At 70.0% G+C, this 24,786-nt stretch carries 23 protein-coding genes; 16 read left to right on the forward strand and 7 right to left on the reverse strand.

The window, feature by feature from the left end; translation table 11 throughout:
- The first annotated feature begins 134 nt into the window (after positions 1-134).
- The 10 genes from ACFYXH_RS05260 to ACFYXH_RS05305 all read left to right on the forward strand — a co-directional run bounded on the left by ACFYXH_RS05260 (position 135) and on the right by ACFYXH_RS05305 (position 10,077).
- Positions 135-467, forward strand: coding sequence for a transketolase C-terminal domain-containing protein (locus ACFYXH_RS05260; protein ID WP_389560780.1), 333 nt, complete (start codon positions 135-137; stop codon positions 465-467).
- Positions 464-1,546, forward strand: a complete 1,083-nt coding sequence (locus tag ACFYXH_RS05265) for a polyprenyl synthetase family protein (protein ID WP_389560781.1) — start codon at positions 464-466, stop codon at positions 1,544-1,546. The genes ACFYXH_RS05260 and ACFYXH_RS05265 overlap by 4 nt, the downstream gene beginning before the upstream one ends.
- Positions 1,543-2,328, forward strand: coding sequence for an HAD family hydrolase (locus ACFYXH_RS05270; protein WP_389560783.1), 786 nt, complete (start codon positions 1,543-1,545; stop codon positions 2,326-2,328). The genes ACFYXH_RS05265 and ACFYXH_RS05270 overlap by 4 nt, the downstream gene beginning before the upstream one ends.
- Positions 2,328-3,620 carry a cytochrome P450 gene (locus ACFYXH_RS05275; protein WP_389560785.1) on the forward strand — a complete coding sequence of 431 codons (1,293 nt, stop codon included), beginning with the start codon at positions 2,328-2,330 and terminating at the stop codon, positions 3,618-3,620. Before ACFYXH_RS05270 ends, ACFYXH_RS05275 begins: the two co-directional genes overlap by 1 nt.
- A gap of 9 nt (positions 3,621-3,629) precedes the next feature.
- A complete protein-coding gene (locus tag ACFYXH_RS05280; RefSeq protein WP_389560787.1) occupies positions 3,630-5,174 on the forward strand; it encodes a prenyltransferase/squalene oxidase repeat-containing protein in 1,545 nt (514 codons plus the stop codon).
- Positions 5,175-5,471: 297 nt separating this feature from the next.
- Positions 5,472-5,654 (forward strand): hypothetical protein, encoded by a 183-nt coding sequence (locus tag ACFYXH_RS05285; protein ID WP_389560789.1) that lies wholly within the window; start codon positions 5,472-5,474, stop codon positions 5,652-5,654.
- A complete protein-coding gene (locus tag ACFYXH_RS05290) occupies positions 5,651-6,562 on the forward strand; it encodes an SDR family NAD(P)-dependent oxidoreductase (RefSeq protein ID WP_389560791.1) in 912 nt (303 codons plus the stop codon). The genes ACFYXH_RS05285 and ACFYXH_RS05290 overlap by 4 nt, the downstream gene beginning before the upstream one ends.
- Entirely contained in the window at positions 6,549-7,181 is a 633-nt protein-coding gene (locus ACFYXH_RS05295; RefSeq protein ID WP_389560793.1) for a hypothetical protein, read from the forward strand. Before ACFYXH_RS05290 ends, ACFYXH_RS05295 begins: the two co-directional genes overlap by 14 nt.
- Positions 7,181-8,740 (forward strand): aldehyde dehydrogenase family protein, encoded by a 1,560-nt coding sequence (locus ACFYXH_RS05300; protein WP_389560795.1) that lies wholly within the window; start codon positions 7,181-7,183, stop codon positions 8,738-8,740. The genes ACFYXH_RS05295 and ACFYXH_RS05300 overlap by 1 nt, the downstream gene beginning before the upstream one ends.
- 83 nt (positions 8,741-8,823) lie before the next feature.
- Complete coding sequence (locus tag ACFYXH_RS05305) at positions 8,824-10,077, forward strand: cytochrome P450 (RefSeq protein ID WP_389560797.1); 1,254 nt, start codon at positions 8,824-8,826, stop codon at positions 10,075-10,077.
- Positions 10,078-10,469: 392 nt separating this feature from the next.
- Here ACFYXH_RS05305 and glnA read toward each other — a convergent pair whose 3' ends face one another.
- Positions 10,470-11,831 (reverse strand): type I glutamate--ammonia ligase, encoded by a 1,362-nt coding sequence (gene glnA, locus ACFYXH_RS05310; protein ID WP_389560798.1) that lies wholly within the window; start codon positions 11,829-11,831, stop codon positions 10,470-10,472.
- A 336-nt stretch (positions 11,832-12,167) separates the two neighbouring features.
- Here glnA and ACFYXH_RS05315 point away from each other — a divergent pair, with 336 nt between their 5' ends.
- The 3 genes from ACFYXH_RS05315 to ACFYXH_RS05325 are packed head-to-tail and all read left to right on the forward strand — an operon-like array spanning position 12,168 to position 13,852.
- Complete coding sequence (locus tag ACFYXH_RS05315; protein WP_389560800.1) at positions 12,168-12,482, forward strand: hypothetical protein; 315 nt, start codon at positions 12,168-12,170, stop codon at positions 12,480-12,482.
- A 60-nt stretch (positions 12,483-12,542) separates the two neighbouring features.
- On the forward strand, positions 12,543-13,184 hold the full coding sequence (locus ACFYXH_RS05320) for a DUF3105 domain-containing protein (protein ID WP_389560802.1): 642 nt from the start codon (positions 12,543-12,545) through the stop codon (positions 13,182-13,184).
- A gap of 5 nt (positions 13,185-13,189) precedes the next feature.
- A complete protein-coding gene (locus ACFYXH_RS05325; RefSeq protein WP_389560804.1) occupies positions 13,190-13,852 on the forward strand; it encodes a DUF305 domain-containing protein in 663 nt (220 codons plus the stop codon).
- A gap of 45 nt (positions 13,853-13,897) precedes the next feature.
- Here the strand turns inward: ACFYXH_RS05325 and ACFYXH_RS05330 are convergent, their stop codons facing one another.
- Positions 13,898-14,335 (reverse strand): DUF5990 family protein, encoded by a 438-nt coding sequence (locus ACFYXH_RS05330; protein WP_389560806.1) that lies wholly within the window; start codon positions 14,333-14,335, stop codon positions 13,898-13,900.
- Between the two features lie 112 nt (positions 14,336-14,447).
- Entirely contained in the window at positions 14,448-15,362 is a 915-nt protein-coding gene (locus ACFYXH_RS05335) for an alpha/beta fold hydrolase (protein ID WP_389560807.1), read from the reverse strand.
- Positions 15,363-15,625: 263 nt separating this feature from the next.
- Here ACFYXH_RS05335 and ACFYXH_RS05340 point away from each other — a divergent pair, with 263 nt between their 5' ends.
- The 3 genes from ACFYXH_RS05340 to ACFYXH_RS05350 all read left to right on the forward strand — a co-directional run bounded on the left by ACFYXH_RS05340 (position 15,626) and on the right by ACFYXH_RS05350 (position 19,729).
- Positions 15,626-16,096, forward strand: a complete 471-nt coding sequence (locus ACFYXH_RS05340) for a hypothetical protein (RefSeq protein WP_389560808.1) — start codon at positions 15,626-15,628, stop codon at positions 16,094-16,096.
- A 105-nt stretch (positions 16,097-16,201) separates the two neighbouring features.
- Complete coding sequence (locus ACFYXH_RS05345; protein ID WP_389560810.1) at positions 16,202-17,821, forward strand: multicopper oxidase family protein; 1,620 nt, start codon at positions 16,202-16,204, stop codon at positions 17,819-17,821.
- Between the two features lie 150 nt (positions 17,822-17,971).
- Positions 17,972-19,729, forward strand: coding sequence for an NAD+ synthase (locus tag ACFYXH_RS05350; RefSeq protein ID WP_389560812.1), 1,758 nt, complete (start codon positions 17,972-17,974; stop codon positions 19,727-19,729).
- Here the strand turns inward: ACFYXH_RS05350 and ACFYXH_RS05355 are convergent.
- The 4 genes from ACFYXH_RS05355 to ACFYXH_RS05370 all read right to left on the reverse strand — a co-directional run bounded on the left by ACFYXH_RS05355 (position 19,695) and on the right by ACFYXH_RS05370 (position 24,758).
- Positions 19,695-20,975, reverse strand: a complete 1,281-nt coding sequence (locus tag ACFYXH_RS05355; RefSeq protein WP_389560813.1) for an MFS transporter — start codon at positions 20,973-20,975, stop codon at positions 19,695-19,697. The genes ACFYXH_RS05350 and ACFYXH_RS05355 overlap by 35 nt on opposite strands.
- Positions 20,976-21,128: 153 nt before the next feature.
- The gene (locus ACFYXH_RS05360; protein WP_389560815.1) at positions 21,129-22,151 is read right to left on the reverse strand and encodes an endonuclease/exonuclease/phosphatase family protein; all 1,023 of its coding nucleotides are present in this window, start codon (positions 22,149-22,151) and stop codon (positions 21,129-21,131) included.
- A 196-nt stretch (positions 22,152-22,347) separates the two neighbouring features.
- A complete protein-coding gene (locus ACFYXH_RS05365; RefSeq protein WP_389561277.1) occupies positions 22,348-23,010 on the reverse strand; it encodes a TetR/AcrR family transcriptional regulator in 663 nt (220 codons plus the stop codon).
- Between the two features lie 140 nt (positions 23,011-23,150).
- On the reverse strand, positions 23,151-24,758 hold the full coding sequence (locus ACFYXH_RS05370) for a DHA2 family efflux MFS transporter permease subunit (RefSeq protein WP_389560817.1): 1,608 nt from the start codon (positions 24,756-24,758) through the stop codon (positions 23,151-23,153).
- Between the last annotated feature and the right edge of the window lie 28 nt (positions 24,759-24,786).

A 24,786-nucleotide genomic window follows, 5' to 3' on the forward strand; every position in this document is an offset into this window, starting at 1 on the left:
GATCGATCCGCTCGGTCACGACAGCGGCCAGGCTGAGCCGGAACAGGGCATTGCAAGGACTCGTAGGCGTGGATCCCGGTCCTTCCCCTCACCGGAATGCCCTGCCTGGCGATTGAATCCGGCAAGGAGACGCGATGCGGCATGACCACGACGGGGACGGCGAACACACCAGCTCACGAAGGGCGTTCATCAGAACGAGCTCGGCGGGAGTGACCGCCGCCGGGCTGCTGGCCGACGCCGGAATCGGGGTCACCGTCGACCCCCGCTGGGCCGCACCGGTCAACCCCGCCCTCGCTCATCTGGCCGCCCGTCACCGCCTCGCCCCGGTGGTCGAGGACAGCATCGCCGACGGCGGCATCGGCACCTTGATCGCCCACGACTGCATCCGCGCGGGCATCACCACCCCCGAACGGCTCCTCGAAGAGGCCCTCCGGCTGACCGCGCAGACCGGGACGGGCCCCGCATGACGCCCGCGACAATCGCCGCGGGCACGGCGGACCTGGCCGCCCTGCGCCGCGCGGTGGACACCACGCTGGAGGACTTTTTGGAGCACAAGGCCCAGACGATCGCCCATCCTTGTCTGCTGCCCCTGATCGGCCAGCTCCGTGACTTTCTGGCCGCCGGAGGCAAGCGAATCAGGCCGCTGCTGTGCTGCTGCGGCTGGTACGCGGCCGGTGGAACCGGCGAGACCGGCCCGATGCTGCGCGCAGCGGCCGCGCTGGAGCTCTTCCACGCCTTCGCCCTCATCCACGACGATGTGATGGACGACTCCGACACCCGGCGCGGCCGCCCCACCGTGCACCGCTCCCTGACCACCCAGTACCTGGACCGCCGAGACCAGAGGGACGCCGGCCGGTTCGGCGTGAGCGGCGCGATCCTCCTGGGCGATCTGGCCCTGGTCTGGTCCGACGAGCTGCTCCACACCGGCGGTTTGCCCCGGGGCCGGCAGCGAGCCGCACGCCCGGTCCTGGAGGCCATGCGCACCGAGGTGATGATCGGTCAGTATCTCGATCTGCTGGCCACCGGGTTCCTGAGTGCTGACGTGGACGCCACCCTCGCCGTGATCCGATACAAGACCGCCAAGTACACCGTCGAGCGCCCGCTGCAGCTGGGCGCCGCCCTGGCCGGAGCCGACCGGGAGCAGTTGGCCGCCTGCACCGCCTTCGGGCTCCCGATCGGGGAGGCCTTCCAACTGCGCGACGACGTGCTGGGCATCTTCGGCGACCCCACCGTCACCGGCAAGTCCCGCCTGGACGATCTGCGCGACGGCAAATGCACCACACTCGTCGCGCTCGCCCTTCGCGAGGCCGACCCCGCCCAGGACGCGCGCCTGCGGGCCCTGGTGGGCGATCCGCAGCTGGACGAGCACGGGGCCGCCGAAGCGCGAGGGCTGCTGGTGGCCACCGGCGCCCTGACCGCTGTCGAGGAGATGATCGCCGATCGACTGCGGACAGGACTGGAAGTCCTGGAGCAATCACCGTTGGACCCGGCGGGAACGACGGCGCTGCGGCAGCTTGCCGAACAAGCCACCCGGAGGACCTCATGACGGACGGGGCGGACGCGGTCAGGACGTTCAAGGCCGTGGTCATCGACATTGACGGGACCCTCACTGCTGCGGACTCGCTGACCGCCACCAGCGCCGAGTTGGGCATGCCGGCCGAGGAGTTGGTGGCGCTCTCCTACGGTTGCCACACCGGCCGGATCCCCTACGCTCAAGCCTGCCACCTCCTGCTGGAGCACTGGACCGCCTCAGGCCCAGTCAGCCGGACCCGGCTGGAGACACTCTTCCACCGGCTGCCGCTGCGCCCGGATGCGCCGCACCTGATCGCCCGCGTGCACGCCCTGGGACTGCCGGTGGCGCTGGTGTCGAGCTCCATGAGCCTGTATGTGCAGATCGTCGCCGACCGGCTCGGGGTAGGCGAGTCCTACGCGAACGTCCAGCTGTCCTTCGACGCCAACGGCGTCCTGGCGGATCTGTCGTTCACCCTGGACTCCGCCGGACTCAAGCACCGGCAACTCTTGGATTTCTGCTCCCGCCACCACCTGACCCCGGGCGAGGTGATGGCGATCGGTGACGCCGACAACGACGTGGCGTTGTTCACCGCGACCGGCAACGGCGTGCTGCTGGCCGAGGAGGCCGTCGGCGAGCTGGCCGACCGTGCCTGGCGGGTGGTCCCCACCCTGACCCGAGCAGCAGAGCTGCTGCTCACACCCGGCTCACACCCGCCGCGCACGGCAACTCCCGGAGAAGCCACACCAGCCTCCCTGGACAAGCACACCCCTGCGCGTGCCTCGGGCTCCTCCCGGCGAAGGGCGGGGAACCCATGATGCCCGGCTGGCCCCCACCGCCCGACCGCGCCCCCCTGCCGCCCGGCCCGACCTTCGACGCCCGAGCCGAGCGCCACTACGAGCGGGACCCGTGGGGGGTGGTCGAGGCTCTGATCAGACAATACGGCGACACGTTCACCGTGTATCGTCCCGGGCGGCCGCCCCGGGTGCATGTGTGTGCGCCGGACGAGGTACGGGAGATCTTCATCGGCCACGCCGAGGATCTCCGGGTGGTTGCCTCCAGCCTGTTCGGGGAGCTGGCCGGGGAGCACTCGGTGGGCGGGGCCAACGGGGCGGAGCACCGGGAGCTGCGCAAGCTGCTGGCGCCGTCCCTGCAAGGGGACCGGTTGCGCGCGCACAGCGCCGCCATCAGCCGCATCACGGTCGAGACGTTGGCCCGCAGGAGCACCGATGCGGGTGTCCCGCTGACCGGGATCACCCAGGAGATCTCGCTGCGTGTCATCGTGCTGTTCGCCTTCGGCCACCTTCCCCCGGAGCGGGCCGACCAGATCTTGGACACCTTCCATCAGGTGACCGACTCCCTGCGGTCCGCCGACGGCGGGTTCCCGGACCGGCGTGACCAGTTGGACGCCCTGGTCCACCGGGAGATCTCCCGGGCCCGTCATGATCCCGGGCCCTTTGCGGGGAGCCTTCTCGCGGACCTGGCCACCGCCGAGCCGGAGGTCCCCGACCGGACGGTGCGTGACCAGTTGGTGACCTTGCTGGTCGCCGCCCAGGAGTCCACCCCCGCCGCCATGGCTATCGCTGTCGACCAGATCCACCGCCACCCCCAGGTCCTGCGGGCACTGCGGTCCGAACTCGCGACACTGCCTGCCCCCTTCCCGCTCGACCGCATGGCCGATCTGCCCTACCTGGGAGCGGTGTGTGAGGAGGCGCTGCGGCTCAGTTCGGTGGTGCCGACCGGGTTCACCCGCCGGGTGATCCGGCCGTTTCAGGCGCTGGGATGGCAGTTCACCGCCCCCACCGAGTTCGTGGCCTGCCTGCACGCGGTGCACCGCCGCCCGGAGCTCTACCCCACCCCCAGGACCTTCGTTCCCGACCGCTTCCTGGCCCGCCGGTTCAGCGGTACCGAATACCTTCCCTTCGGCACCGGGGCCCACCGCTGCCTGGGAGCCGCCCTGGCACTGCACGAGATGAAGATCGCCATCGGCATGCTCCTGACCATGCCCGGAATCGCCGTCTGGCTCCACGGATCGGGCAGCGCCCGGCCCCGCAGATCCGGGCCCACTCTCGTCCCGCCCGACACCATCCGCATCCAGCGGATTCGCTGAGGAGCCCCCATGGCCGCCCACATCGACGTCACGTCCACTCCAGCCGCCACCCCAGAGCCCGAACTCCGCACGGCCGCCGGCCTGCTGGCCCGCCTGGGCCAGGGGAACATCACCTCCAGCGCCTACGACACCGCCCAACTGGCCCGCCTGCGCACCCCGCACCCGCAGCGCGGGCTGCACTTCCCCGAAACCGTGGACTGGCTGCTCGCCCACCAGCACCCGGACGGCTCCTGGGGCGGCACCATCGCCATCCCCCACGACCGCGCCGTCTGCACCCTGGCGGCCACCGTCGCCTTGGCCGAGGCCGACCGTGACCAGCTGCTGGCGCCCGGATCCGGAGCCGTCCCCGTGGCCCGGGGCGTGGCCTACCTGGCCGGCCACAGTGCCCAACTGCGCGGTGACCCGCACGAGACCGTCGCCTTCGAGATGATCTTCCCCACCCTCCTGGACAAGGCCCAAAGCCTGCATCTGGCCCTGCCCTACGCGGACTATGCCTGGATCCATGACCTGAAGCAGCGCAAACTCGCCCTCTTCCCCACCGGTAGCAGAGACCTCGCCAGCACCCTGGCGCACTCCCTGGAATCCCTCGACGACCGCCTCTCGCCCGAGGAACTCACCGGCCTGGCGGGGACGAGCGGCTCGATTGGCTGCTCACCCTCCTCCACCGCCTACGCGCACACCGTCCGTCCCACCCGGGACGGCCTCCGCTTCCTGCACCGGGCCCTGGGCGAGACCCCGGACGGAGGAGCACCCACCATCAGCCCGTACGAGGTGTTCGATCGAATCTGGGTGCTCGACAACCTGCGGCGCGGCGGCCTGCCCACGGCATTCCTACGTCCCCACATCGAGCCCCTGCTCGCGGTCTGGCGCGATGACGGCATCGGCATGGCCGCCGACGGCATCCCCACCGACTGCGACGACACCGCAGTGGCCATCAAACTCCTCCGCTCCATCGGCCACTCCGTCCCCCTCGAGGTGCTGCGGCCCTTCGAAAGCCCGCGGGGCTACCGCACCTACCACTTCGAACGGCACCCTTCCGCCTCCTCGAACATCCACGTCCTGAGCGTCCTGACAACCGCACCCGACACCCACCGCCAGCAAATCACCAGCATCCTCGCCTACCTGGCGGACAGCAGAACCGACGGCGCCTACTGGTACGACAAATGGCACGCCTCGGCGTACTACGCCAGCTGCCACGCCCTGGAAGTCCTCAGTGAGGTGGCACCCGAACTCGGCCGCCCCACTTTGGAGTGGTTGTTGGACACCCGGCACAGCGACGGCGGATGGAGCGCGTTGGGGCCCTCCGGCACCTGCGAGGAGACCGCCTACGCAGTCACCGCCCTGATCGCCGCCGCACCCCGCTACCAGCTGTCCCTGACCACCGAGATCACCCAGGCAATCGCCTTCCTCCGCGCCCACCAGGATGAGCCGCTGCCCGAACTCTGGCTCGGCAAAGCCCTCTACACCCCCCAACTCGTCGTCCGCTCCGCCATCCTCGCCGCCCTCACCCGACACCACACCTCACTCACCACCACGAAGGGACCAGGAGCGTGATCAGCATGAGCAACAGCTGCTCCGGACACCTCACGGGCTGCGAGGGGCCATGATGACCCGCACACCGTGCCCAAGGCCCCGAGAGGACTGCCGCTGGTCGGACCTGCTGCCGCTATGGCCGCGGCCCATGGCCTTCCTACAGTCGCTGTCGGTGACATCGTCCTGGTCGACCTGGGCACCTGGCCGGTCCATGTCCTCACCCGCCCGTGCGAGGACAGCGCAGGCCGAAGACGCTTCCGCCGCTGCCGGACGAGCCGCAACCAGACCAGCTCTCCGACACGAGCAAAGGCAGGGCCCATGAACGCACTCGCCGTTGATGCTTCGCCGCGGAACCTGGCCCGCTGCCCGCGGAACCCCGTGCTGCGGGGCCGATACCCTCAGGCACCGCTGCTGGAACCCCGTTTCGCGCCCGCCATCGGCAACGACCAGCTGCCCGGATTCACGCTGGCCCTCTCCCCGGGCGCGGACGTCCCGCTATGAGCGCGTTCCTCGAACTCACCCGGCGCGCCCGTCGGATACCGGCCGAGCCCCCACTCGCCGGCCGTTGCTGCCTGGTCACCGGCGGCGCCGGCGGCATCGGCTGGGCCATCGCGGTCGCCCTGGCCCAGCGCGGCGTGACCGTCGAGATCTGCGACATCTCACCAGCGCAGGTCAACCGGGCCCGGCAGGAGGCGCAGGCTGCCTTCTGGGGCGCCCGCATCACCTTCACCGTGGTTGATGTGACCCGCCGCGCCGAGGTGGAGAAGTGGATCGACCAGGCCCGTCAACGGATGGGCCGCATCGACGTCCTGGTCAACAATGCGGCATTCATCCGCTGGCGGACTGTGGAGGACATGACGGTGGAGGAAGCGGAGCTGACCATGGCCACCGGCTATCACGCGACCGTGTACACGACCAAGAGCGTGCTGCCCCTCATGCGCAGGCAAGGCGGCGGCCATATCGTCACCATGGGGTCGTCGGCCGGGCGGGTGTACACCGGCGGGGCCTCCGCCGCGTACGCGGCGGTCAAGGCGTCACTCGAGGCCTACACCGAGACCCTGCGCAACGAGCTGCGGGGATCAGGGATCTCCTTGACCCTGGTGCGGCCGGGAGCCGTCTGCGGTACGGACTTCTTCCGCGAGCACGTACCGTCCAACGCCCTGCCCCGGATGGCGGACTTCCTGCCCCGCCTGACCCCTCCCCAGGTGGCGGACGCGGTGGTCAAGGCCATCGTCCACCGCAGGCCCAAAGTCGACATTCCCGCCTCCTTGCCAGTGGTGTACCTGCTGTACGCGGCGCTCCCCGGCTCCGTGCGATGGCTGACCTCGCTCGGCGGCGCCGCCCGCCGCGACTACGGCCACCTTCCCGACGCCACCGCCGAGAGGGAGGACTCCGATGAGCGAATGTGAACAACAACGGACAGGCACTGCCGCCTGGCCGGGGATGCCCTGGCGGCTGGCGGGATCAGCCTGGTTCGGCTGGTTCCGCGCGGACCAGCGCTGGCCGCTGCCGACGGGCATGGCACCGCTCGGCAGCGGGCGCGGGTTCTTCCTGTTCGCGTGCCGCTACACGGGCGACCTCACCTACGACGAACTCGCCGTCGCCTCGGTCGTCCGTTGCAGGCGCCGCATCGGTGTGTACACACACCACTACTGGGTGAGCACACAGCAGGTGGCCCAGGCCAAAACAACACTGTGGAACGCCTCAGCTTCAGTTGCGGAGTTCCGCTGGACCGACCACAGCCTGCACATCCTGGAACACGGCACTCCGCTCGTGACAATCACCGAAACGGACACCCGGCGGACATCCCGTATCCCGGTGCCGCTACGAGGAACCGGATTCTCCACCACCCCACAAGGAACGCTGCTCCTCCAGCCATCCAGCATGAAGACGAAAATGGGCCGGGCCACCATGAAGATCGGTGACTGGCCGACCGGACGCTTCCCCGTAGTCACCGCCTGCCGCGCCCGTCACGCACGCGCGGGCATCATCTCCCCACTCCTCGTCCACCCGCCCCGGGAAGTCTGATGACCGCCTCCGCCCCGCCGTCGGGGCAGATCGCCTCGGTCAACCCTGTCACCGGCGAACTCATCGAGACCGCCCCGATCATGGGCCAAGATGACGTCCGTGCCGCCGTGGCGCGCGCCCGGGACACCGCCGCCGCATGGGTGGCGCTCTCCGCGCGGCAACGGGGACAGCGGCTGCTGGTGGTCCGGCAGGCGCTCGCCGACAACGGGGCGCTGCTGGCCGGCATGTGCGCTGCCGAGACCGGCAAACCGCTGAGCGACGCATGGTTCGAGGTGATATCGGGCTGTCTCGCCCTGTCCTGGGCCGGGCGTGTCGCACCCCGCAAACTGCGTCCACAGACACTGCCGACCCGGCCGTTCGTCACCAAACGGGCGCGGTTGTTCCACCAGCCGTACGGAGTCGTGGGAGTCATCGCGCCGGGAAACCATCCACTGGCCATTGCCTTGCATTCCATCCCCCACGCTCTGGTCGCCGGGAACACCGTGGTACTCAAGCCGGACGAGCGCACGGTGGGAGTGGGCCGTCTCATCGGAGAAGTCTTCGCCAGCGCCGGACTCGATCTCGTCCAGGTGGTATCGGGTGACGGCACGACGGGGGAGGCCCTCGTCCGGTCAGGGGTCGACAAGGTCGTCTTCACCGGCAGCACCGCAGTCGGCCGACGGGTGCTGGCCGCCGCCGCACCCACCCTCACCCCCGTCATCCTCGAGCTCGGCGGCAACGACGCGATGATCGTGTGGCATGACGCGGACGTGACCCAAGCAGCCCGGGCCGCAGCCGGAGCGGCGTTCGCCAACGCCGGCCAGACCTGCATGTCGATCGAGCGCGCCGTCGTCAACCCCGCGGTTCACGACCGCTTCGTTGACGAGGTCGTCTCCACCGCGCGTCGGCTGACGGTCGGCCCGGGTCCGGACGCCCACATCGGCCCGCTCCTGCACCTCGGGCAGGCGCACGTTCTCGTGCGCAGGTTGGCGGACGCGGTGGCCGGCGGTGCCCGGATCCTCACCGGTGGCGGATGGCGGACCGAGAGGGAGGGGATTTTCTTCGAGCCGACCGTGGTCGTCGATGTCGATCCGCGATCGGATCTGTTCCTCGAGGAGAGCTTCGGGCCCGTCCTGTCCATCGTTCAAGCCGACAGCGAACAAGAGGCCTTGGACCTGGCCAACGCCACCGACTACGGCCTCAGCTCCAGTGTCTTCACCAACAACACCGCCCGCGCACGGCGCCTGGCCGCGGGTCTGGTAGCGGGCACGGTCGACGTCAACGACGCCTTGGTCGGGGCGGGGGTGCCGAGCGTCCCCTTCGGGGGCACCAAGAACAGCGGTTCGGGCCGGATGAAGGGCGTAACCGGCCTACGGGAGTTCACCCGCAGCCACACCGTGATCAGCAGTCGTCTGCCCCGGATACCCAGCCTCGCCGCCGTGATGTTCGCCGGCCCCCGGATACGCCCCGAGCTCACCACGAAAGCGGTCAAGGTGCTGTGGGGAAGCAGGACACGAAGACCGCGGGAAAGCGCACGGGGCCGCGCACAGCCCGGACCCGCGAACCTGGAACAACCGTAGCCATGACCATCGGCTCACCAGTGGCTGTGCGAACTGACCACCCTGCCCGCCGTCTTCACCACCCATCCTGATGGAGGACACTCATGATGCCGACCCTGGACCACCCGCTCGTCCAGCTGGACCCTGAGGCCGCCGATCCCCAGGAGGAGGTCGCCCGCATACGCGAGGGCGGCCCCGTCGTCCCCATCGCTCTCCCCGGCGGCGTCCCGTGCTGGGCCATCACCGGCGACGCCCTCGCCCGCGACCTGCTCCGCGACACCACCACCTTCGTCAAGGACATCACGCAATGGGGTGCATGGCAGCGCGGCGAGGTACCCGCCGACTGGCCACTCATCGCCTACGTCAACCTTCCCAACAGCATGTCCACCCTCGACGGCGACGGGCACCGGCGCCTGCGCGGCCCCCTCGCCCGCGAATTCACCCCCGCCCGCACCGACCGCCTGCGCCCCCGCATCCAGGAGATCACCACCACCCTCCTCGACCAGCTCGCCGAAGCCTCAACCGCCGACCCCAACGGGGTGGTGGACTTCAAAGCCGCCTTCGCCCTTCCCCTCCCAATGGCCGTCATGAGCGAGCTGTTCGGGATTCCCACCAGCCGGCACGGCAGACTGCGCGCCCTGTACACCCTCCTGTTCGACGACCTCGTCCCCGCCCAGCAGGTCATTGCCGCAGCGGAGGGCGTGCATGTCCTGTTCGCCGAACTCCTCGCCGCCAAGCGCGAGAACCCGGGCGACGACTTCACCAGCGCCCTGGCCGCCCAGCCCGACGGCGAGGACCTCAGCGATGTGGAGCTGGTCGGCATCATGCGCACGCTGTTCGGCAGCGGTCACGAAACCACCGTCCATCTGCTCGTCAACAGCGTCCGTGCTCTTCTGGCGCACCCCGACCAACTCGCCCGCCTGCGCGCCGATCCCCACCTGTGGCCCGGCGCCATCGAGGAGACCCTGCGCTGGGACCCACCCGTCAGCAGCGCCCCCTTCCGCTACGCCACCAAGGACACCGAGATCGGCGGCGTCCTCGTCCAGCAGGGCGAACCGGTCCTCATCTCCTACATCGCCATGGGCCGTGACCCCGACCGCTTCGGTCCTGATGCCCACCGATTCGACATCACCCGCACCATGCCCAGCGGCCACACGAGTTTCGGTCACGGCTCGCACGTCTGCCCCGGTACTGCCCTGGCCCGCCTGGAAAGCCAGATTGCCCTGCCCGCCCTCTTCGCGCGCTTCCCCGACCTCACCCTCGCCATCCCCGCCGACCGACTCCAACGCCTCCCCTCAGTGGTCCTCAACGGCCACCGCGGCCTGCCACTGCGCCTGCGCCGAACACCAGGAAGCTGACACTGCGATCTGTTCGCACAACAACGCGCAGGGCTTGCCCACCGAGCTGTTCGAGATCTCCCAGCCCACCGTCTCCCGTTACGGCGCCTGGTCGTCAGCGAGGTCGTCGAAGGTCCTGGCCATGCGCCGACGCCAGCGGTGGTCGGCGGTCCAGGTCAGCGGGGGAAGGCGGCTGCCCAGCCGGTGGACTTGGCGTTCGGCAGGTACTGATCGCCCAGCCTCTGGACGTCGTCGAAGGCTTAGGCCAGGCCGTGGACAGCATGTACGAGGCGATCGATTCCACGCCGGACGGCCCACAGACGGCCCAGGGGGAATGAGACGGCTCCGGGCCGATGGCGTACTGCCATCGGCCCGGAGCCGTTGTCATGCCAGGGGAGCGCTCTGACCTGTGCTTACAGCACCGGCAGGTTCTTGCGCAGCTCGAAGGCCGTGACCTCGGAGCGGTACTCCTCCCACTCCTGCTTCTTGTTCCGCAGGAAGAAGTCGAAGACATGCTCGCCCAGCGTCTCGGCGACCAGCTCGCTGCGCTCCATCAGCGCGATCGCCTCGCCGAGGTTCTGCGGCAGCGGCTCGATGCCCATCGCCCGGCGCTCCGCGTCGGAAAGCGCCCACACGTCGTCGTCCGCGCCCGCCGGGAGTTCGTAGCCCTCCTCGATGCCCTTGAGGCCCGCCGCCAGCAGGACCGCGTACGTCAGATAGGGGTTCGCGCCCGAGTCGATGGAGCGGACCTCGACACGGGCCGAGCCGGTCTTACCCGGCTTGTACATCGGGACGCGGATCAGGGCCGAGCGGTTGTTGTGGCCCCAGCAGATGTACGAGGGGGCCTCGCCGCCCGCGCCCGCGCTGCGGGCCGAGCCGCCCCAGATGCGCTTGTAGGAGTTCACCCACTGGTTGGTCACGGCCGAGATCTCCGCCGCGTGCTTGAGCAGGCCCGCGATGAAGGAGCGGCCGACCTTCGAGAGCTGGTACTCCGAGCCCGACTCGTAGAAGGCGTTCCGGTCGCCCTCGAAAAGTGAGAGGTGGGTGTGCATACCGGAGCCGGGGTACTCGCTGAACGGCTTCGGCATGAAGGTCGCCTGCACGCCCTGCTCCAGCGCGACCTGCTTCATGACCAGGCGGAAGGTCATGACGTTGTCCGCGGTGGACAGCGCGTCCGCGTACCGCAGGTCGATCTCCTGCTGGCCCGGCGCGCCCTCATGGTGGCTGAACTCCACCGAGATGCCCATGGATTCGAGCATGGTGATCGCCTGCCGGCGGAAGTCCATGCCGACGTTCTGCGGGGTGTGGTCGAAGTAGCCGGAGTTGTCCGCGGGGGTGGGACGGGTACCGTCGAGCGGCTTGTTCTTCAGCAGGAAGAACTCGATCTCCGGGTGGGTGTAGAAGGTGAAGCCCAGGTCGGAGGTCTTGGCGAGGATGCGCTTCAGTACGAAGCGGGGGTCGGCGAAGGACGGGGAACCGTCCGGCATCAGGATGTCGCAGAACATCCGAGCCGTGCCGGGCGCCTCGGCGCGCCACGGCAGGATCTGGAAGGTACTCGGATCCGGCTTGGCGATCATGTCGGACTCGTAGACCCGCGCGAAGCCCTCGATCGCGGAGCCGTCGAAGCCGATGCCCTCGTCAAAGGCCTGCTCGAGCTCGGCGGGCGCCACCGCGACCGACTTCAGGAAGCCGAGCACATCGGTGAACCACAGGCGCACGAAGCGGATGTCGCGCTCCTCGAGCGTACGGAGCACGAATTCCTGCTGCTTATCCATTTCCACCCATCCTTGCTGGTCAAGCCGCCTGCTCCGCACGAGCATGCCATCCAAGAGTTTCAGGCGCGTTGCGGCCCGCGTCCACTGCCCGCGCCGCCGGTGCCCGCTGTACCGGGCGTACCGGCTGTACCGGCAGTGCCCATTGTGGGTCAGGACGTACCCCGAGACGACCCTGAGGCCCCCCTTCGCTCCTTCCCCACTCCTTCCCCGCCACTTCCCGGGAGGTGGGGGATGGCTGTTATCAGCCCCATATGAGGTGCGTAGCACCGCTGCCTACTACCATCTGCGGCCATGGGGGGTTCCCGGCTCAACCACATCGCGCGCACCGCGTGTCCCATGGCACTGCTGACTGCCGTGACGACGCTCCTCAGCGCGCTCTTCATCTGTCTGAGCCCGTCGGCCCCCGCCCCGCACCACACGGCCCGGCCGGACGCCCCGACCGCGTACACCTGCCCGTACGACGACGGCGCCTGCGGTCTGCTGCCGCTGGTCAGCCCGGCCGTGCTCACCTCGCCGCCGCTGGACGCCCCGCTCGAGGCCGGCGCACATCCCCCGTATCTCGACCTGCCGGCTCCCACCGGCCGGCTGCCCCGCTCCGGGGCGCTCGCGCGCGCCCCGGACCTTCACGTTCTTCAAGTGCTGCGGACGTAACAGGTCCCGCCTCCCCCAGCCCCTTGATCACTGCAGACTTCACGAAGGACGACAACCACCATGGCTTCCCGCAATAACGACCGCCGGGCCCGGATAGAAGAGATGCGCCGCGCCGAGCAGAGCCGCGAGCGCCGTAACCGCATCATCACGATCGGCATCAGCGCTGTCGTCGTCGCCGGTCTCGTCGGCTTCGGCGTCTTCGCGCTCAACAAGGAGTCGGACAAGAAGGAGCAGAAGGTCGCCGAGGCCAAGGCTCCCATCACCGGCGAAAAGTCCTGGAACGCGAAGAAGCTCGGCCGCACCCATGTCACCAAGACGGTCACCTACCCGATGAAGCCGCCGGTCGGCGGCGACCACAACCAGGTGTGGATGAACTGCAACGGTGACGTCTACAAGGAGCCGATCCCGGACATGAACGCCGTGCACTCGCTGGAGCACGGCGCGGTCTGGGTGACGTACAACGACAAGGCGCCCGCGGCCGATGTGACCAAGCTCGGCGAGAAGGTCAAGAAGACCCCGTACACGCTGATGAGTCCGGTCAAGGACCAGTCCGGCGCGATCATGCTCAGCGCCTGGGGCAAGCAGGTCACCGTCGACAGTGCCGACGACCCGCGCGTGAACCAGTTCTTCACCAAGTACGTCCAGGGCACGCAGACCCCCGAGCCGGGCGCGGCGTGCACCAACGGTCTGGGCGCCAAGTGACGGGTATGACCCGTACGCACTGGGCGGCCATCGCGGCGGTCGTGCTCGCGCTGCTCTTCGCGGGGGCCGCCACGGTGGCCTCGGCGGGCGGCAGCGGCAATGACGGCGCCACGTCCCGTACGCCGTCGGCGGCTTCGGCGGACGCCGGCTTCGCGCGCGACATGTCGGTCCATCATCAGCAGGCGGTGGAGATGTCCTTCATCGTCCGGGACCGTACGAAGGACGACGAGGTGCGCCGCCTCGCGTACGACATCGCCAACACCCAGGCCAACCAGCGCGGGATGATGCTGGGCTGGCTGGATCTGTGGGGGCTGCCGAAGGTCTCCACGGACAGCGAGCCGATGGCGTGGATGATGCCGGACATGAAAGGCGGTCACGCCGCGCACTCCGGGCATCAGGCCAAGGACGGCTCGCTGATGCCGGGCATGGCGACCAATACGGACCTGGGGCGGCTCGGCAAGGCCAGTGGCAGGCAGGCCGAGATCGAATATCTCCAGCTGATGATCATCCACCACAACGGCGGCATCTCGATGGCCGAGGGCTGTGTGAAGCTCTGCACCGTCGATACGGAGCGCGATCTCGCCCAGGGCATGGTGGACGCCCAGCGCTCGGAGGTCGGCCTGATGGTCGATCTGCTGCACAAGCGGGGCGCCGAGGTCCGTACCTGAGGACCTGAAGATCCCGGTGCCGGGGCCTGAGGGTCCCGGCCGCGCTCAGCCGTCCGTCCCGGTCAGCCGCCAGGCGATCCGGGGCGGACGGATGGCGGCGCAGAGCGGCATGCCCTGCCCGTCCGTCAGCCCGAGGCCGGTTTCCACGGCGCCGCCGGCCAGAGCCTCTTCCGGCAGGTCCGCGAGGAAGACCTTGGCCCGGCGGAACATCGCGAAGTTGCCACCCGGCGGCAGCTCACCCCAGGTCAGATAGATGAAGCGCTCGCCACGACGCCCCTGGACATAGGGGCCGCGGAAGTCGGCCGTTCCATCGGGCGCGGTGACGGTCTCGACGGGGATCTCGAATACCGCATCGGCCGCGTCGGCGGACACCAGCTGGTCTGGATCCATGCCGCGCTGCGTGCCCACATGGATGTGGCGGTATTCGCCGCAGGCGCTGCCGGGCAGCTCATGGCCCGTGATGCGCAGGGTCAGCCGTGCCATGTCAGAGGGCCCCTTTCACCCGTGTGACTACAGCGGTCCACATGACTACAGCGGTCCACGGCGTTCACGTACACCGTACGGCCCGATGACGACGGGTCCGGACCGAGCGGGTCTACGCGAGCGGCTGAGACGCCGAACCGGAGCCGTCCCGGGCGGCCCGCACGGCCCGCCCGGCTCGCCCGACCCGCGGACTGTAGTTGTCCAGGACCGCCCGGGCCACCGCCTCCGGACGGTCCAGCATCATCAGATGGCCCGCCGGTTCGACCGCCTCGAAGCGGCCGCCGAGCTGCCGGGCCAGTGCGCGCTGCCGCTCCACCCAGCGCGCCCCACCGGCCGTCGCGGCGAGGACGGTGACCGGGACGTCCGGCATGACGTGGCGCTCGCGCAGGGCGAGGAGCTCGGCGGCGACGGCGCGGTAGTGAGTGTTCTCCAGCAGAGCGCCCTGCAGCACCCGGGAGGTGGCGTAGCAGCGGCGTACGAGGGCGGCGGGGGCCGGGTCGCCGCCGCCGGTGCGGGAGAGGCGGACCATGGCGCGGCGGGTGAACGGTCCGAGGGCCGCGGGCATTCCGGCGGCGGCGAGCGCGGTGCCGAGCGTACGGGCGGCGGCGGTGCGCAGTGCGGGTGCGGCGGGCACGCGCGCGTGCTCCTCGACGCTGGAGTCGACCAGGACAACGGCCGCGGTACGGGCGGGGTGGAGGCGGGCGAAGGCCTCGGCGTGGAACCCTGCGATCGAGTGCCCGACGACGGTGGCGGGCCCGTCCTGGCCGGGCCCGTCCAGGCCGAGGGCGTCGAGGACGCCCGCGATGCGATGAGCCTCCCCGGCGGCGGAGGGCGGTACGGCGGCCGGGCCGCTCAGCCCGTGTCCGGGCCGGTCGAAACGGACGACGGTGCGGTGCGGTGCGAGCAGCGGCACGACCGGGTCCCAGTCGAACCAGCTCATCGCGAGGCCCGCGCTCAGTACGCAGACCGGACCGCTTCCTTCGACGACCACATGGTGCGGTACGCCTCCCACTCGTACAAAGGTCACCGTCGCTCCTTCGCCCCCTCCCGCGCCAGGGACAGCGCGAGCACCGTCGGCCAGCCTGCCACGAAGACCACTTGGAGCCATTACCCGCCCCCCGTGACCAGGTGCGGCGGCCTGCCTGGAGGGTGGCGTCGGCGGAGGTCCGGACGATGGCGAGCACTCCCGGCAGAGTGACGCAGACGCTTCCGGACATTATGGGCTAATAGTTGGAGGCGAGAGGGCGGGTCGCACGTTGACGCATACCGGGTGGGGGTAGCGTGCGGGCCATGGCGATCGGTCGGCGTGCGCGGTTCGGGCAGCCGCTGCTGTTCGTGGCGCTGCTGTTCGGGATCGCCACGATGCACACGGTGGGACGCCCGGTGCCGGTGCACGGTGGCGGTGCGCAGAGGCACACGGCCCCGTCCCCGGCGCGGGAACACACGGTCCCGGCCTCGGCGGTGGGGCACACCCTCTCGTCCTCGGCGGTGGACATGACGCTCCCTGGGGGCCACCACACCGCCGGTCCCGTGAACCTGCAGAACGCCGGACCGGACTTCCCGGGCATAGGCATGGACCTGATGACGCTGTGCCTCGCCGTGCTGGACACCTTCACCTTCGTCCTGCTGACGGCGGGGCTGCTGCGGACCGACCCCGTCGCTCTGCTCGCGGCCTGGCGCGCCCGGATACTCCGTGCGCTGTGGCCCAACGCGCCTCTCCGCAAGACCCTCCTCGCCAGGCTGTCGGTGCTGCGGATCTAGAAATGCGCCCGGCTGCCTGGGAACCTCCGCGCTCCGAGCGGTGTACCAGAAGCAGCAGACGCGCCCATCTGCCACGCATCACCACACACCACGAGGTGCACAGTCATGCGCGCTCACCACACGCGCCGCGCCGTGCTCGGCGCAGCAATCGCCGCCGCCGGTACGGGAGTTCTGGCCGCCTGCTCCGACTCGTCGGGCACCAACCACGGATCCACGAACCACGGCGGCAGCCCCCCGAAGGCGACGCCCAAGGCGACGCCGCAGGCCTATGTCGCCCCCGACGGCCCGGAGGGCTTTGTCTCCGCCGACGGCCCGGATGTCGTCGGGCGCGAGGAGGCACGGGACTCCGGTCCTGTCCGCACCTTCAAGCTGACCGCCACGGCCACCCGGCTGGAGCTGGGCGGCGGCCGGACGGTCAAGACGTGGGCGTACGGGGACGGGCTGCCGGGCAAGGAGGTCCGGCTCAAGGCCGGTGAGATCCTCTCGCTCTCCCTCGCCAACCACCTGCCGCAGGAGACCTCGCTGCACTGTCACGGCATCTCGATGCGCAACGACATGGACGGGGTGCCGGGTGTGACACAGCAGCCGATCCGCCCCGGCGCGGAGTTCACGTACCGCTTCAAGGTCTCCCACCCGGGGACGTACTGGTTCCATCCGCACTCGGGTGTGCAACTGGACCGCGGTATGTACGCCCCGCTGATCGTGGAGGACCCGAAGGAGCCGATGTCGTACGACAAGGAGTGGGTCGTCCTCCTGGACGACTGGGTGGACGGGGTCAACGGCTCCACACCGGAGGCGGTCCTGGCAGAGCTGAACCACGGCAGGGCCGGACACTCGGGCGAGCACATGATGTCCATGGCACCCCCGGCCGGGAAGGCGAAAGGCCCGTCGCGGGTCAAGAGAGGCGCGACCAGCAAGCTGCTCGGCGGCGAAGGGGGCGATGTCGCCTACCCGTACTACCTGATCAACGGGCGTATGCCGGACGACCCCGCGCAGTTCACCGCCAAGCCCGGCGACCGCATCCGGCTGCGCATCATCAACGCCGGCGGTGAGACGGCCTTCCGGGTGGCGCTCGGCGGCCACAAGCTGACGGTCACCCACACCGACGGCTTCCCCGTCCGCCCCACCAAGACCGATTCCCTGCTCGTGGGCATGGGCGAGCGGTACGACGTGCTGGTCACCGCCGGGCACGGAGTCTTTCCGCTCACCGCGCTCGCCGAGGGAAAGAAGGCCTCGTCGATGGCTGTGCTGCGCACCGGCCGCGGGGCGCTCCCTGCGCCGTCCGTGCGTCCGGCGGAGCTGGACCGGAAGGTGCTGTCGTCGGCCGCCCACCTCAAACCCGACGAGTCGGTGGCCCTGCCCCGGCGCAGACCGGACCGCATCATGAGGATCAAGCTGACCGGTGGCATGAAGAAGTACGACTGGGCCTTCGACGAGAAGCCCTACTCCCCGGACCGGCTCTATCCGGTCCGCGCCCACGAGCGGGTCCGCATGGTGTTCATCAACACCACGGAGATGTGGCATCCCATCCACCTGCACGGCCACACCTTCGCCCTGGCGGGCATCAACGGGTCCGGCGCCCGCAAGGACACGGCTGCGGTCCTGCCGCACCGCAAAGTGACCGTGGACTTCGACGCCGACAACCCGGGCCTGTGGATGCTGCACTGTCACAACATCTACCACTCTGAGTCCGGGATGATGACGACCGTCGCCTACCGCGCGTAGCCCTTGAGGAGGGGCGGGGCCCCGAACCCCCGCCCCGGGGGACCTGGGTCGCCGGGGTTCGGTCCCCCGGACACTCTCGCCGGTGGGCATGGGGTGGCACTCACCACACGACGGAGACATCGCGTCAGAGAGACGATTACACTGGGCCGCGTGCCTCAACTACGCCTCGCTCTGAATCAGATCGACTCGACCGTCGGCGATCTCGCCGGCAACGCCGAGGCGGTCGTGCACTGGACCCGGCACTCCGCCGAGCAGGGGGCGCATCTCGTCGCCTTCCCCGAGATGGTGCTGACCGGCTATCCCGTCGAGGACCTGGCCCTGCGGTCGTCGTTCGTCGAAGCGTCCCGGGCCGCCCTGCGCGCGCTCGCCGTACGCCTGGACGACGAAGGCTTCGGCGAGCTGCCGGTCATCGTCGGCTACCTCGACCGTTCCGAGCGGGCCCAGCCCCGCTACGGCCAGCCCGCCGGGTCGCCGCAGAACGCAGCCGCCGTGCTGCACCGCGGTGAGGTGGTGCTCAGCTTCGCCAAGCACCATCTGCCCAACTACGGCGTCTTCGACGAGTTCCGCTACTTCGTGCCCGGCGACACCATGCCGGTGATCCGCGTGCACGGCGTCGACGTGGCGCTCGCGATCTGCGAGGACCTCTGGCAGGACGGTGGCCGTGTCCCGGCCACCCGGTCCGCTGGGGCCGGGCTGCTGGTCTCCGTCAACGCCTCGCCGTACGAGCAGAACAAGGACGACACCCGGCTCGAGCTGGTGCGCAAGCGCGCCCAGGAGGCCGGGTGCACCACCGCGTATCTCGCCATGATCGGCGGGCAGGACGAGCTGGTCTTCGACGGCGACTCGATCGTCGTCGACGCGGACGGCGAAGTCGTCGCCCGCGCCCCGCAGTTCGCGGAGGGCTGCGTCGTCCTCGATCTGGAGCTGCCGGCCGCCGGGGACGTACCGACGGGCGTGGTCGACGACGGGCTGCGGATCGAGCATGTCGTGCTCTCCGAGGAGCCGCTGCCGGCGTACGAGGCGGAGCTCGCCGGCGGTTACGCCGACCGGCTCGACGACGACGAGGAGGTGTACTCCGCGCTGGTCGTGGGCCTGCGCGCGTACGCGGCCAAGAACGGCTTCCGGTCCGTGCTGATCGGGCTCTCCGGCGGTATCGACTCCGCGCTGGTGGCGGCGATCGCCTGCGACGCCCTCGGCGCGCAGAACGTGTACGGCATCTCCATGCCGTCCAAGTACTCCTCGGACCACTCCAAGGGCGACGCGGCCGAGCTGGCCCGCCGCACCGGGCTCAACTTCCGCACCGTACCGATCGAGCCAATGTTCGACGCATACATGGACGCGCTCCAGCTGACCGGTCTCGCCGAGGAGAACCTCCAGTCGCGGCTGCGCGGCACGACGCTGATGGCCGTCTCCAACCAGGAGGGCCACATCGTGCTCGCGCCGGGCAACAAGTCCGAGCTGGCGGTGGGCTATTCGACGCTGTACGGCGATTCGGTCGGCGCGTACGGGCCGATCAAGGACGTCTACAAGACGACGGTCTTCCGGCTCGCGAAGTGGCGGAACCGGGCGGCGGAGGAGCGCGGCCAGACCCCGCCGATCCCCGAGGCCTCCATCACCAAGCCGCCGAGCGCGGAGCTGCGCCCCGGCCAGGTCGACACCGACTCGCTGCCGGACTACGACGTACTGGACCGGATCCTGGAGCTGTACGTCGACCGGGACCAGGGCAAGGACGCGATCGTCGCGGCCGGCTTCGACGAGGAGCTGGTGGCGAAGACACTGCGGATGGTGGACACGGCGGAGTACAAGCGGCGCCAGTACCCGCCGGGCACCAAGATCTCGGCGAAGGGCTTCGGCAAGGACCGGCGGCTGCCGATCACGAACCGCTGGCGGGAGACGACGAGCGGCTGAGTTCCGGCCCCGCGGTACGGGGGCTTCCTGCGGCGATCACGCGGGAGGCCCCCTTTGTCGTGGCCCGTCCGTCCAGGCCGTCGGGGCCGTCCAGGCCGCCCCGGCCGCCCCGGTCGAGGAGCCCCGCCGTCACCGCGATCGCCAGGCCGGCGGCGGCGAGGACCGCGCCGACGACGGCCGGTGAGGTCCAGCCCCAGCCCGCCGCGATGGCCGCGCCGCCGAGCCAGGCGCCGCCCGCGTTGGCGAGGTTGAACGCCGAGTGGTTCGAGGCGGAGGCGAGCGTCGGGGCGTCCTGCGCCTTCTTCATGACCAGCATCTGCAGCGGTGTGGTCGTCATGAAGCCGACCGCGCCCAGCACCACCACCGTGACCAGGGCCGCCCACTGGATGTGCACGGTGAAGCGGAAGGCGACCAGCACGAGCGCAAGGGCGGCCAGCGAGCCGTACAGCGTGGGGCGCAGCGCCCGGTCGGTCAGCGGTCCCGCGGCCAGCGCGCCGAGCGTCATGCCGATGCCGAAGAGCGCGAGGACCAGCGTCACCGAGGACTCGCCGAAGCCCATCACCTCGGTCGTCATGGAGGCGAGGTAGGAGTACACCGCGAAGACGCCGGCGAAGCCGAAGACCGCGGTGAGCAGTCCGAGCAGCACCTGCCGGTTGCCCAGTGCGCGCAGCTCGCGGCCCACGCTCTGGTGCGCGTCGACGGGTACGTACGGCACGAGGCGCGCGAGCGCGGCCATCGCGACCAGACCGATCACGGTGACGACCAGGAAGGTGGCCCGCCAGCCGAGGTTCTGGCCGAGCAGGGTGGCCGCCGGTACGCCGACGATATTGGCGACCGTGAGGCCGAGGAACATCGTCGCCACGGCCCGCGCCTGCCGCCCGTCCGCGACCAGCCGCGCGGCGACGACCGCGCCGACGCCGAAGAACGCGCCGTGCGGCAGCCCGGCGAGCACGCGACCGGCGATCAGCCAGCCGAAGCCGGGCGCGAGGGCGGAGGCGAGGTTGCCGACGACGAAGAGCGCCATCAGCAGCAGGAGCATCCGCTTGCGCGGGATGCGGGAGCCGAGGGCGGTGAGCAGCGGTGCGCCGATGACGACGCCGATCGCGTACGCGGAGACGAGGTAACCCGCCGTGGGGACGGAGGTGTTGAGGTCGTCCGCAACATTGGGCAGCAGGCCCATCATCACGAACTCGGTGGTGCCGATACCGAAGGCGGAGACGGCGAGCGCGAGCAGCGCGAGCGGCATGGAGTGCCCTTCCGAGGTTAGTTCTCCTACTAAACAAATGCTCGCACGCGGATTGTTCCGCCCGGTGAACGGGTGGTTGCCGTCACATAGCTGGGGGCTCCGCCCCAGACCCCCGCGCCTCGAACGCCGACGAGGCCGGATCCGAGGGGGAGGTCACATCTTTATGCGCGCCGCGATCGGCAAGTGGTCGCTGTCGGTCTGCGGCAGCGTCCAGGAGGAGACCGGCTCGACACCCTTCACCATGATCTGGTCGATGCGCGCCATCGGGAACGCCGCGGGCCAGCTGAAGCCGAAGCCGTCGCCCGCAGCGCCCTGGGTGGAACGCATCTGGGAAGTGACGGCGTTCAGCGAGCGGTCGTTCATCGTGCCGTTGAGGTCGCCGAGCAGCACGACCTTGCGGTGCTGCTCGTGGGCGATCGCCTCGCCGAGCGCGTCCGCGCTGTTGTCCCGCTGGTTGGCGGTGAAGCCGGAGTTGAGCTTGACGCGTACGGACGGCATATGGGCCACATACACCGCGACCTCTCCCTCGGGCGTCGTCACCGTGGAGCGCATGGCGCGGGTCCAGCCCAGCCGGATGTTGACGGGCTGTGTGTCGCTCATCGGGTACTTGCTCCACAGCCCGACGGTGCCCTGCACCGAGTGATACTTGTACGTCCCGGCCAAGGCCTCTTCATACGTGGCGACCTGACCGGCCGGCAGTTCCTGCAGCGCGAGCACGTCCGCGCCCGAGGCGGCGACGTCCTTGGCCGTGCCCTGCGGGTCCGGGTTGTCGGCGTTGACGTTGTGCGTGGCGACGGTCAGATCGCCGCCGCTGCCCGACTTCTCGGTGTGCAGCCCGCCGAAGAGATTGAGCCAGACGACGGCCGGCACCAGCAGGGCGATCAACGCGGTGGCCGAACGCCGCAGCAGCGCCACGACAAGGATCACCGGGATGAAGATCCCCAGCCATGGCAGAAAGGTCTCGGTGAGGCTGCCCAGGTTGCCGATCCGGTTCGGGATCTGCGCGTGGAAGCTCATCAGCAGGGCGAGGAGTACGGCGACGGCCGCGAGAGCGATACCGCGCCGCCAGATGCCGGGGTCGCCGCGCCAGCGGTCGAGCAGGCTCCGGACCCGGGATCCGGTAGGCCGGTTCGCCGGGCCGCCGTTCCCGGTCTCCGTCATTTCCGCCTGCGCCATGGAGCTGTCCTCACTGCCTTGCCGTCACGCCGTCCTCGCCGTTGACCCTAGGGGATGACGGGTGATTTCCCTGCCGTCGCCGGACGGCCGTACTGCCTCGATGACGACAGGGCGGCGCGCGGGGTTCCGGTTCACGGCTCGGACAGGGACGCTGTGACAGAACCCGCACACTTCGGACTGGGCGGAAAGTGGCTGTTCAGCGGGGCGGGCGCACACCTTCAAGCACCGCGTCGACGAGCCGCTCCGCGCTGCCCTCGCCGGGCGTCCCGTCGGGCCGCAGCACGGTCCGTACCAGCATCGGGCCGACAAAGAGATCGCCGAGCAGATCGAAGTCGAGGTCGGCCCGGATCTCGCCGTTCGCGATCCCGCGCCGCAGCACCTTGTCCATCAACTGCCGGCGCGGGAGTACCGAGGTGCGGTGGTACATGTCCCACAGCTTGGGATAGCTCTGCATCTGCGCGAAGACGTTGTGCAGCAGGGCCGAGGAGCGTTTGGCGAGGCCGCGCTGCCGCAGCATCTCGATCATCGCGACCAGATCGTCGCGGACCGAGGTGCCGGGCAGCGGTGGGTCCACCGGTTCCATCGAGCGGACGACATCGACGAAGAGGGCCTCCTTGCCCTCCCAGCGGCGGTAGATGGTGGCCTTGCCGACGCCGGCGGTGCGGGCGATGCGCTCTATGGAGAGTTCCGAGAGGGGTACGCCCTCTTCGAGGAGATGCACCACGGCCTCGACGATCGAACGCTCGACGGCCTCGCTGCGGGGGCGTCCGCGCCGCCCCGCGGCGGAAGAGGCGGCGGAGGAGCCGGCCGGCCCGGGCCCCGATGCGGAGGCGGACGCCGCGCCGGAGACGCCCGGCACCGGGGCCACCCCGGACGCCGAAGCCGCTGCGGCAGGCCCCGCGTTGCGGGGCGGGCTGTCGCGGCGGGCGACGGGATCGGCATTGCGGCCGCGGTTGTCCTGGTCGCTCACCGGCACGTCCGGTCCGCCTCTCGTCATCGTCATCGCCCGCTGACGGGCAGCGCCCGCCCCGGAGCGCCTTCGGCGCTCTCCCGTTCCGGCTCGGGATCTCCGTCCGGCAGGAAGACCGCCACCACCAGCGCGCCGATCAGTGCCACACCCGTCGAGACCATCGCCGTCAGATGCATCGCGTGCAGGAACGCCTCGTACGCCGGGACGATCAGCGCCTTGCCCGCCGGGCCGAGTCTCTCCGCAGCCGCGAGCGTCGACTCGATCGATTCACCCGCGGCCTGGCGGGCGCCGCTCGGGACCGCTGAGAGGTGCCCCTCGATCGCCCCCCGGTACTGCGTGGACAGCAGCGAACCGAGCACCGCGACACCCAGTGCCCCACCGACCTGGCGGAAGGTGTTGCTGACCGCCGAGCCGGACCCCGCCTTCTCGCGGGGCAGCGACTGCATCACCGAGACCGTCACCGGGGGCGTGATGAGCGCCATCGCCGTGCCCTGCACGAAGAGGACCACTTCGATCCCCCACACCGGGGTCGAGGCATCGAACATCATGAAGGAGCCCAGCACCATGGCGACCAGCAGCATGCCGACCGTGCACACCGCCCGCGCCCCGAACCGGTCGACGATCAGCCGTGCGCGCAGCGAAACGACCATCTGCGCCACGGCCAGCGGCAGAATGAGCAGGCCCGCTTGCAGCGGGCCGTAGCCGCGCACGCTCTGCAGATAGAACGCGGAGAAGAAGGTCACGCCCGTCAGCGCGAAGAAGACCAGCGCGATCGCGGTGACCGCCGCCGCGAAGGCCGGCCTCTTGAAGTACGTGATGTCGATGGCCGGATGGTCGCTGCGCCACTCGTGGAGTACGAAGCAGACGAGTACCACCAGACCGCCCAGCATCGGCAGCAGCACGGACGGCGCCGAGAAGTCCGCCAGCTCGCCGCCGCGGATGATTCCGTACACCAGCAGGATCAGCCCGATGACGGACAACGCTACGCCGAGCGGGTCCATACGCCCGGGGTTCGGGTCTCTGGAGTCCGGCAGGAGCAGCGCCATCGCGATCAGCGCGACGACCACGACCGGCACATTGATCAGGAAGATCGAGCCCCACCAGAAGTGCTCGATGAGCAGCCCGCCGGTGATCGGGCCGATGGCCATGCCGACGCCGACGCTGCCCGCCCAGATGCCGATGGCCCTGGGCTGCTCGTGGCGCTCGAACACGTCCATCACCACGGCGAGGGTGGCCGGCATCACGAAGGCCCCGCCGAAGCCCATCACCGCGCGGTACGCGACCAGCTCGCCGGGCGAGCCGGAGAACGCCGCGAGGGCCGAGCCGACGCCGAAGACGGCGACGCCGAAGAGCAGCACCTTCTTGCGGCCGATGCGGTCGCCGAGGAGACCCGCGGTGAAGAGAAGTCCGGCGAAGACGAGCGTGTAGGAGTTGATCGCCCACTCCAGCTGGCTCTGGGTGGCGCCGATGCCGGTGGGCTCGGGGCCGGCGATCGTCTTGACGGCCACATTCAGGATCGAGTTGTCCAGCACGACGATGAGCAGGCTCAACATCAGGACCGTGAGGATCGCCCAGCGGCGGCGGTGGACGGATTCGGGTATGCGGGGTGCGGCAGGTGTGCCGGACGCTGTCGACATGGACCTCAGCCTGCCTATTCCGATACGA

The sequence above is a fragment of the Streptomyces sp. NPDC002730 genome, from assembly GCF_042888805.1.
Classification (GTDB): domain Bacteria; phylum Actinomycetota; class Actinomycetes; order Streptomycetales; family Streptomycetaceae; genus Streptomyces.

What these genes read in the sequence shown, in the direction of transcription:
- ACFYXH_RS05260 (WP_389560780.1), top strand. Translation starts at nt 135, where the DNA reads ATGCGGCATGACCACGACGGGGACGGCGAACACACCAGCTCACGAAGG.
- ACFYXH_RS05265 (WP_389560781.1), top strand. Translation starts at nt 464, where the DNA reads ATGACGCCCGCGACAATCGCCGCGGGCACGGCGGACCTGGCCGCCCTG.
- ACFYXH_RS05270 (WP_389560783.1), top strand. Translation starts at nt 1,543, where the DNA reads ATGACGGACGGGGCGGACGCGGTCAGGACGTTCAAGGCCGTGGTCATC.
- ACFYXH_RS05275 (WP_389560785.1), top strand. Translation starts at nt 2,328, where the DNA reads ATGCCCGGCTGGCCCCCACCGCCCGACCGCGCCCCCCTGCCGCCCGGC.
- ACFYXH_RS05280 (WP_389560787.1), top strand. Translation starts at nt 3,630, where the DNA reads ATGGCCGCCCACATCGACGTCACGTCCACTCCAGCCGCCACCCCAGAG.
- ACFYXH_RS05285 (WP_389560789.1), top strand. Translation starts at nt 5,472, where the DNA reads ATGAACGCACTCGCCGTTGATGCTTCGCCGCGGAACCTGGCCCGCTGC.
- ACFYXH_RS05290 (WP_389560791.1), top strand. Translation starts at nt 5,651, where the DNA reads ATGAGCGCGTTCCTCGAACTCACCCGGCGCGCCCGTCGGATACCGGCC.
- ACFYXH_RS05295 (WP_389560793.1), top strand. Translation starts at nt 6,549, where the DNA reads ATGAGCGAATGTGAACAACAACGGACAGGCACTGCCGCCTGGCCGGGG.
- ACFYXH_RS05300 (WP_389560795.1), top strand. Translation starts at nt 7,181, where the DNA reads ATGACCGCCTCCGCCCCGCCGTCGGGGCAGATCGCCTCGGTCAACCCT.
- ACFYXH_RS05305 (WP_389560797.1), top strand. Translation starts at nt 8,824, where the DNA reads ATGATGCCGACCCTGGACCACCCGCTCGTCCAGCTGGACCCTGAGGCC.
- glnA (WP_389560798.1), bottom strand. Translation starts at nt 11,831, where the DNA reads ATGGATAAGCAGCAGGAATTCGTGCTCCGTACGCTCGAGGAGCGCGAC.
- ACFYXH_RS05315 (WP_389560800.1), top strand. Translation starts at nt 12,168, where the DNA reads ATGGCACTGCTGACTGCCGTGACGACGCTCCTCAGCGCGCTCTTCATC.
- ACFYXH_RS05320 (WP_389560802.1), top strand. Translation starts at nt 12,543, where the DNA reads ATGGCTTCCCGCAATAACGACCGCCGGGCCCGGATAGAAGAGATGCGC.
- ACFYXH_RS05325 (WP_389560804.1), top strand. Translation starts at nt 13,190, where the DNA reads ATGACCCGTACGCACTGGGCGGCCATCGCGGCGGTCGTGCTCGCGCTG.
- ACFYXH_RS05330 (WP_389560806.1), bottom strand. Translation starts at nt 14,335, where the DNA reads ATGGCACGGCTGACCCTGCGCATCACGGGCCATGAGCTGCCCGGCAGC.
- ACFYXH_RS05340 (WP_389560808.1), top strand. Translation starts at nt 15,626, where the DNA reads ATGGCGATCGGTCGGCGTGCGCGGTTCGGGCAGCCGCTGCTGTTCGTG.
- ACFYXH_RS05345 (WP_389560810.1), top strand. Translation starts at nt 16,202, where the DNA reads ATGCGCGCTCACCACACGCGCCGCGCCGTGCTCGGCGCAGCAATCGCC.
- ACFYXH_RS05355 (WP_389560813.1), bottom strand. Translation starts at nt 20,975, where the DNA reads ATGCCGCTCGCGCTGCTCGCGCTCGCCGTCTCCGCCTTCGGTATCGGC.
- ACFYXH_RS05360 (WP_389560815.1), bottom strand. Translation starts at nt 22,151, where the DNA reads ATGGCGCAGGCGGAAATGACGGAGACCGGGAACGGCGGCCCGGCGAAC.
- ACFYXH_RS05370 (WP_389560817.1), bottom strand. Translation starts at nt 24,758, where the DNA reads ATGTCGACAGCGTCCGGCACACCTGCCGCACCCCGCATACCCGAATCC.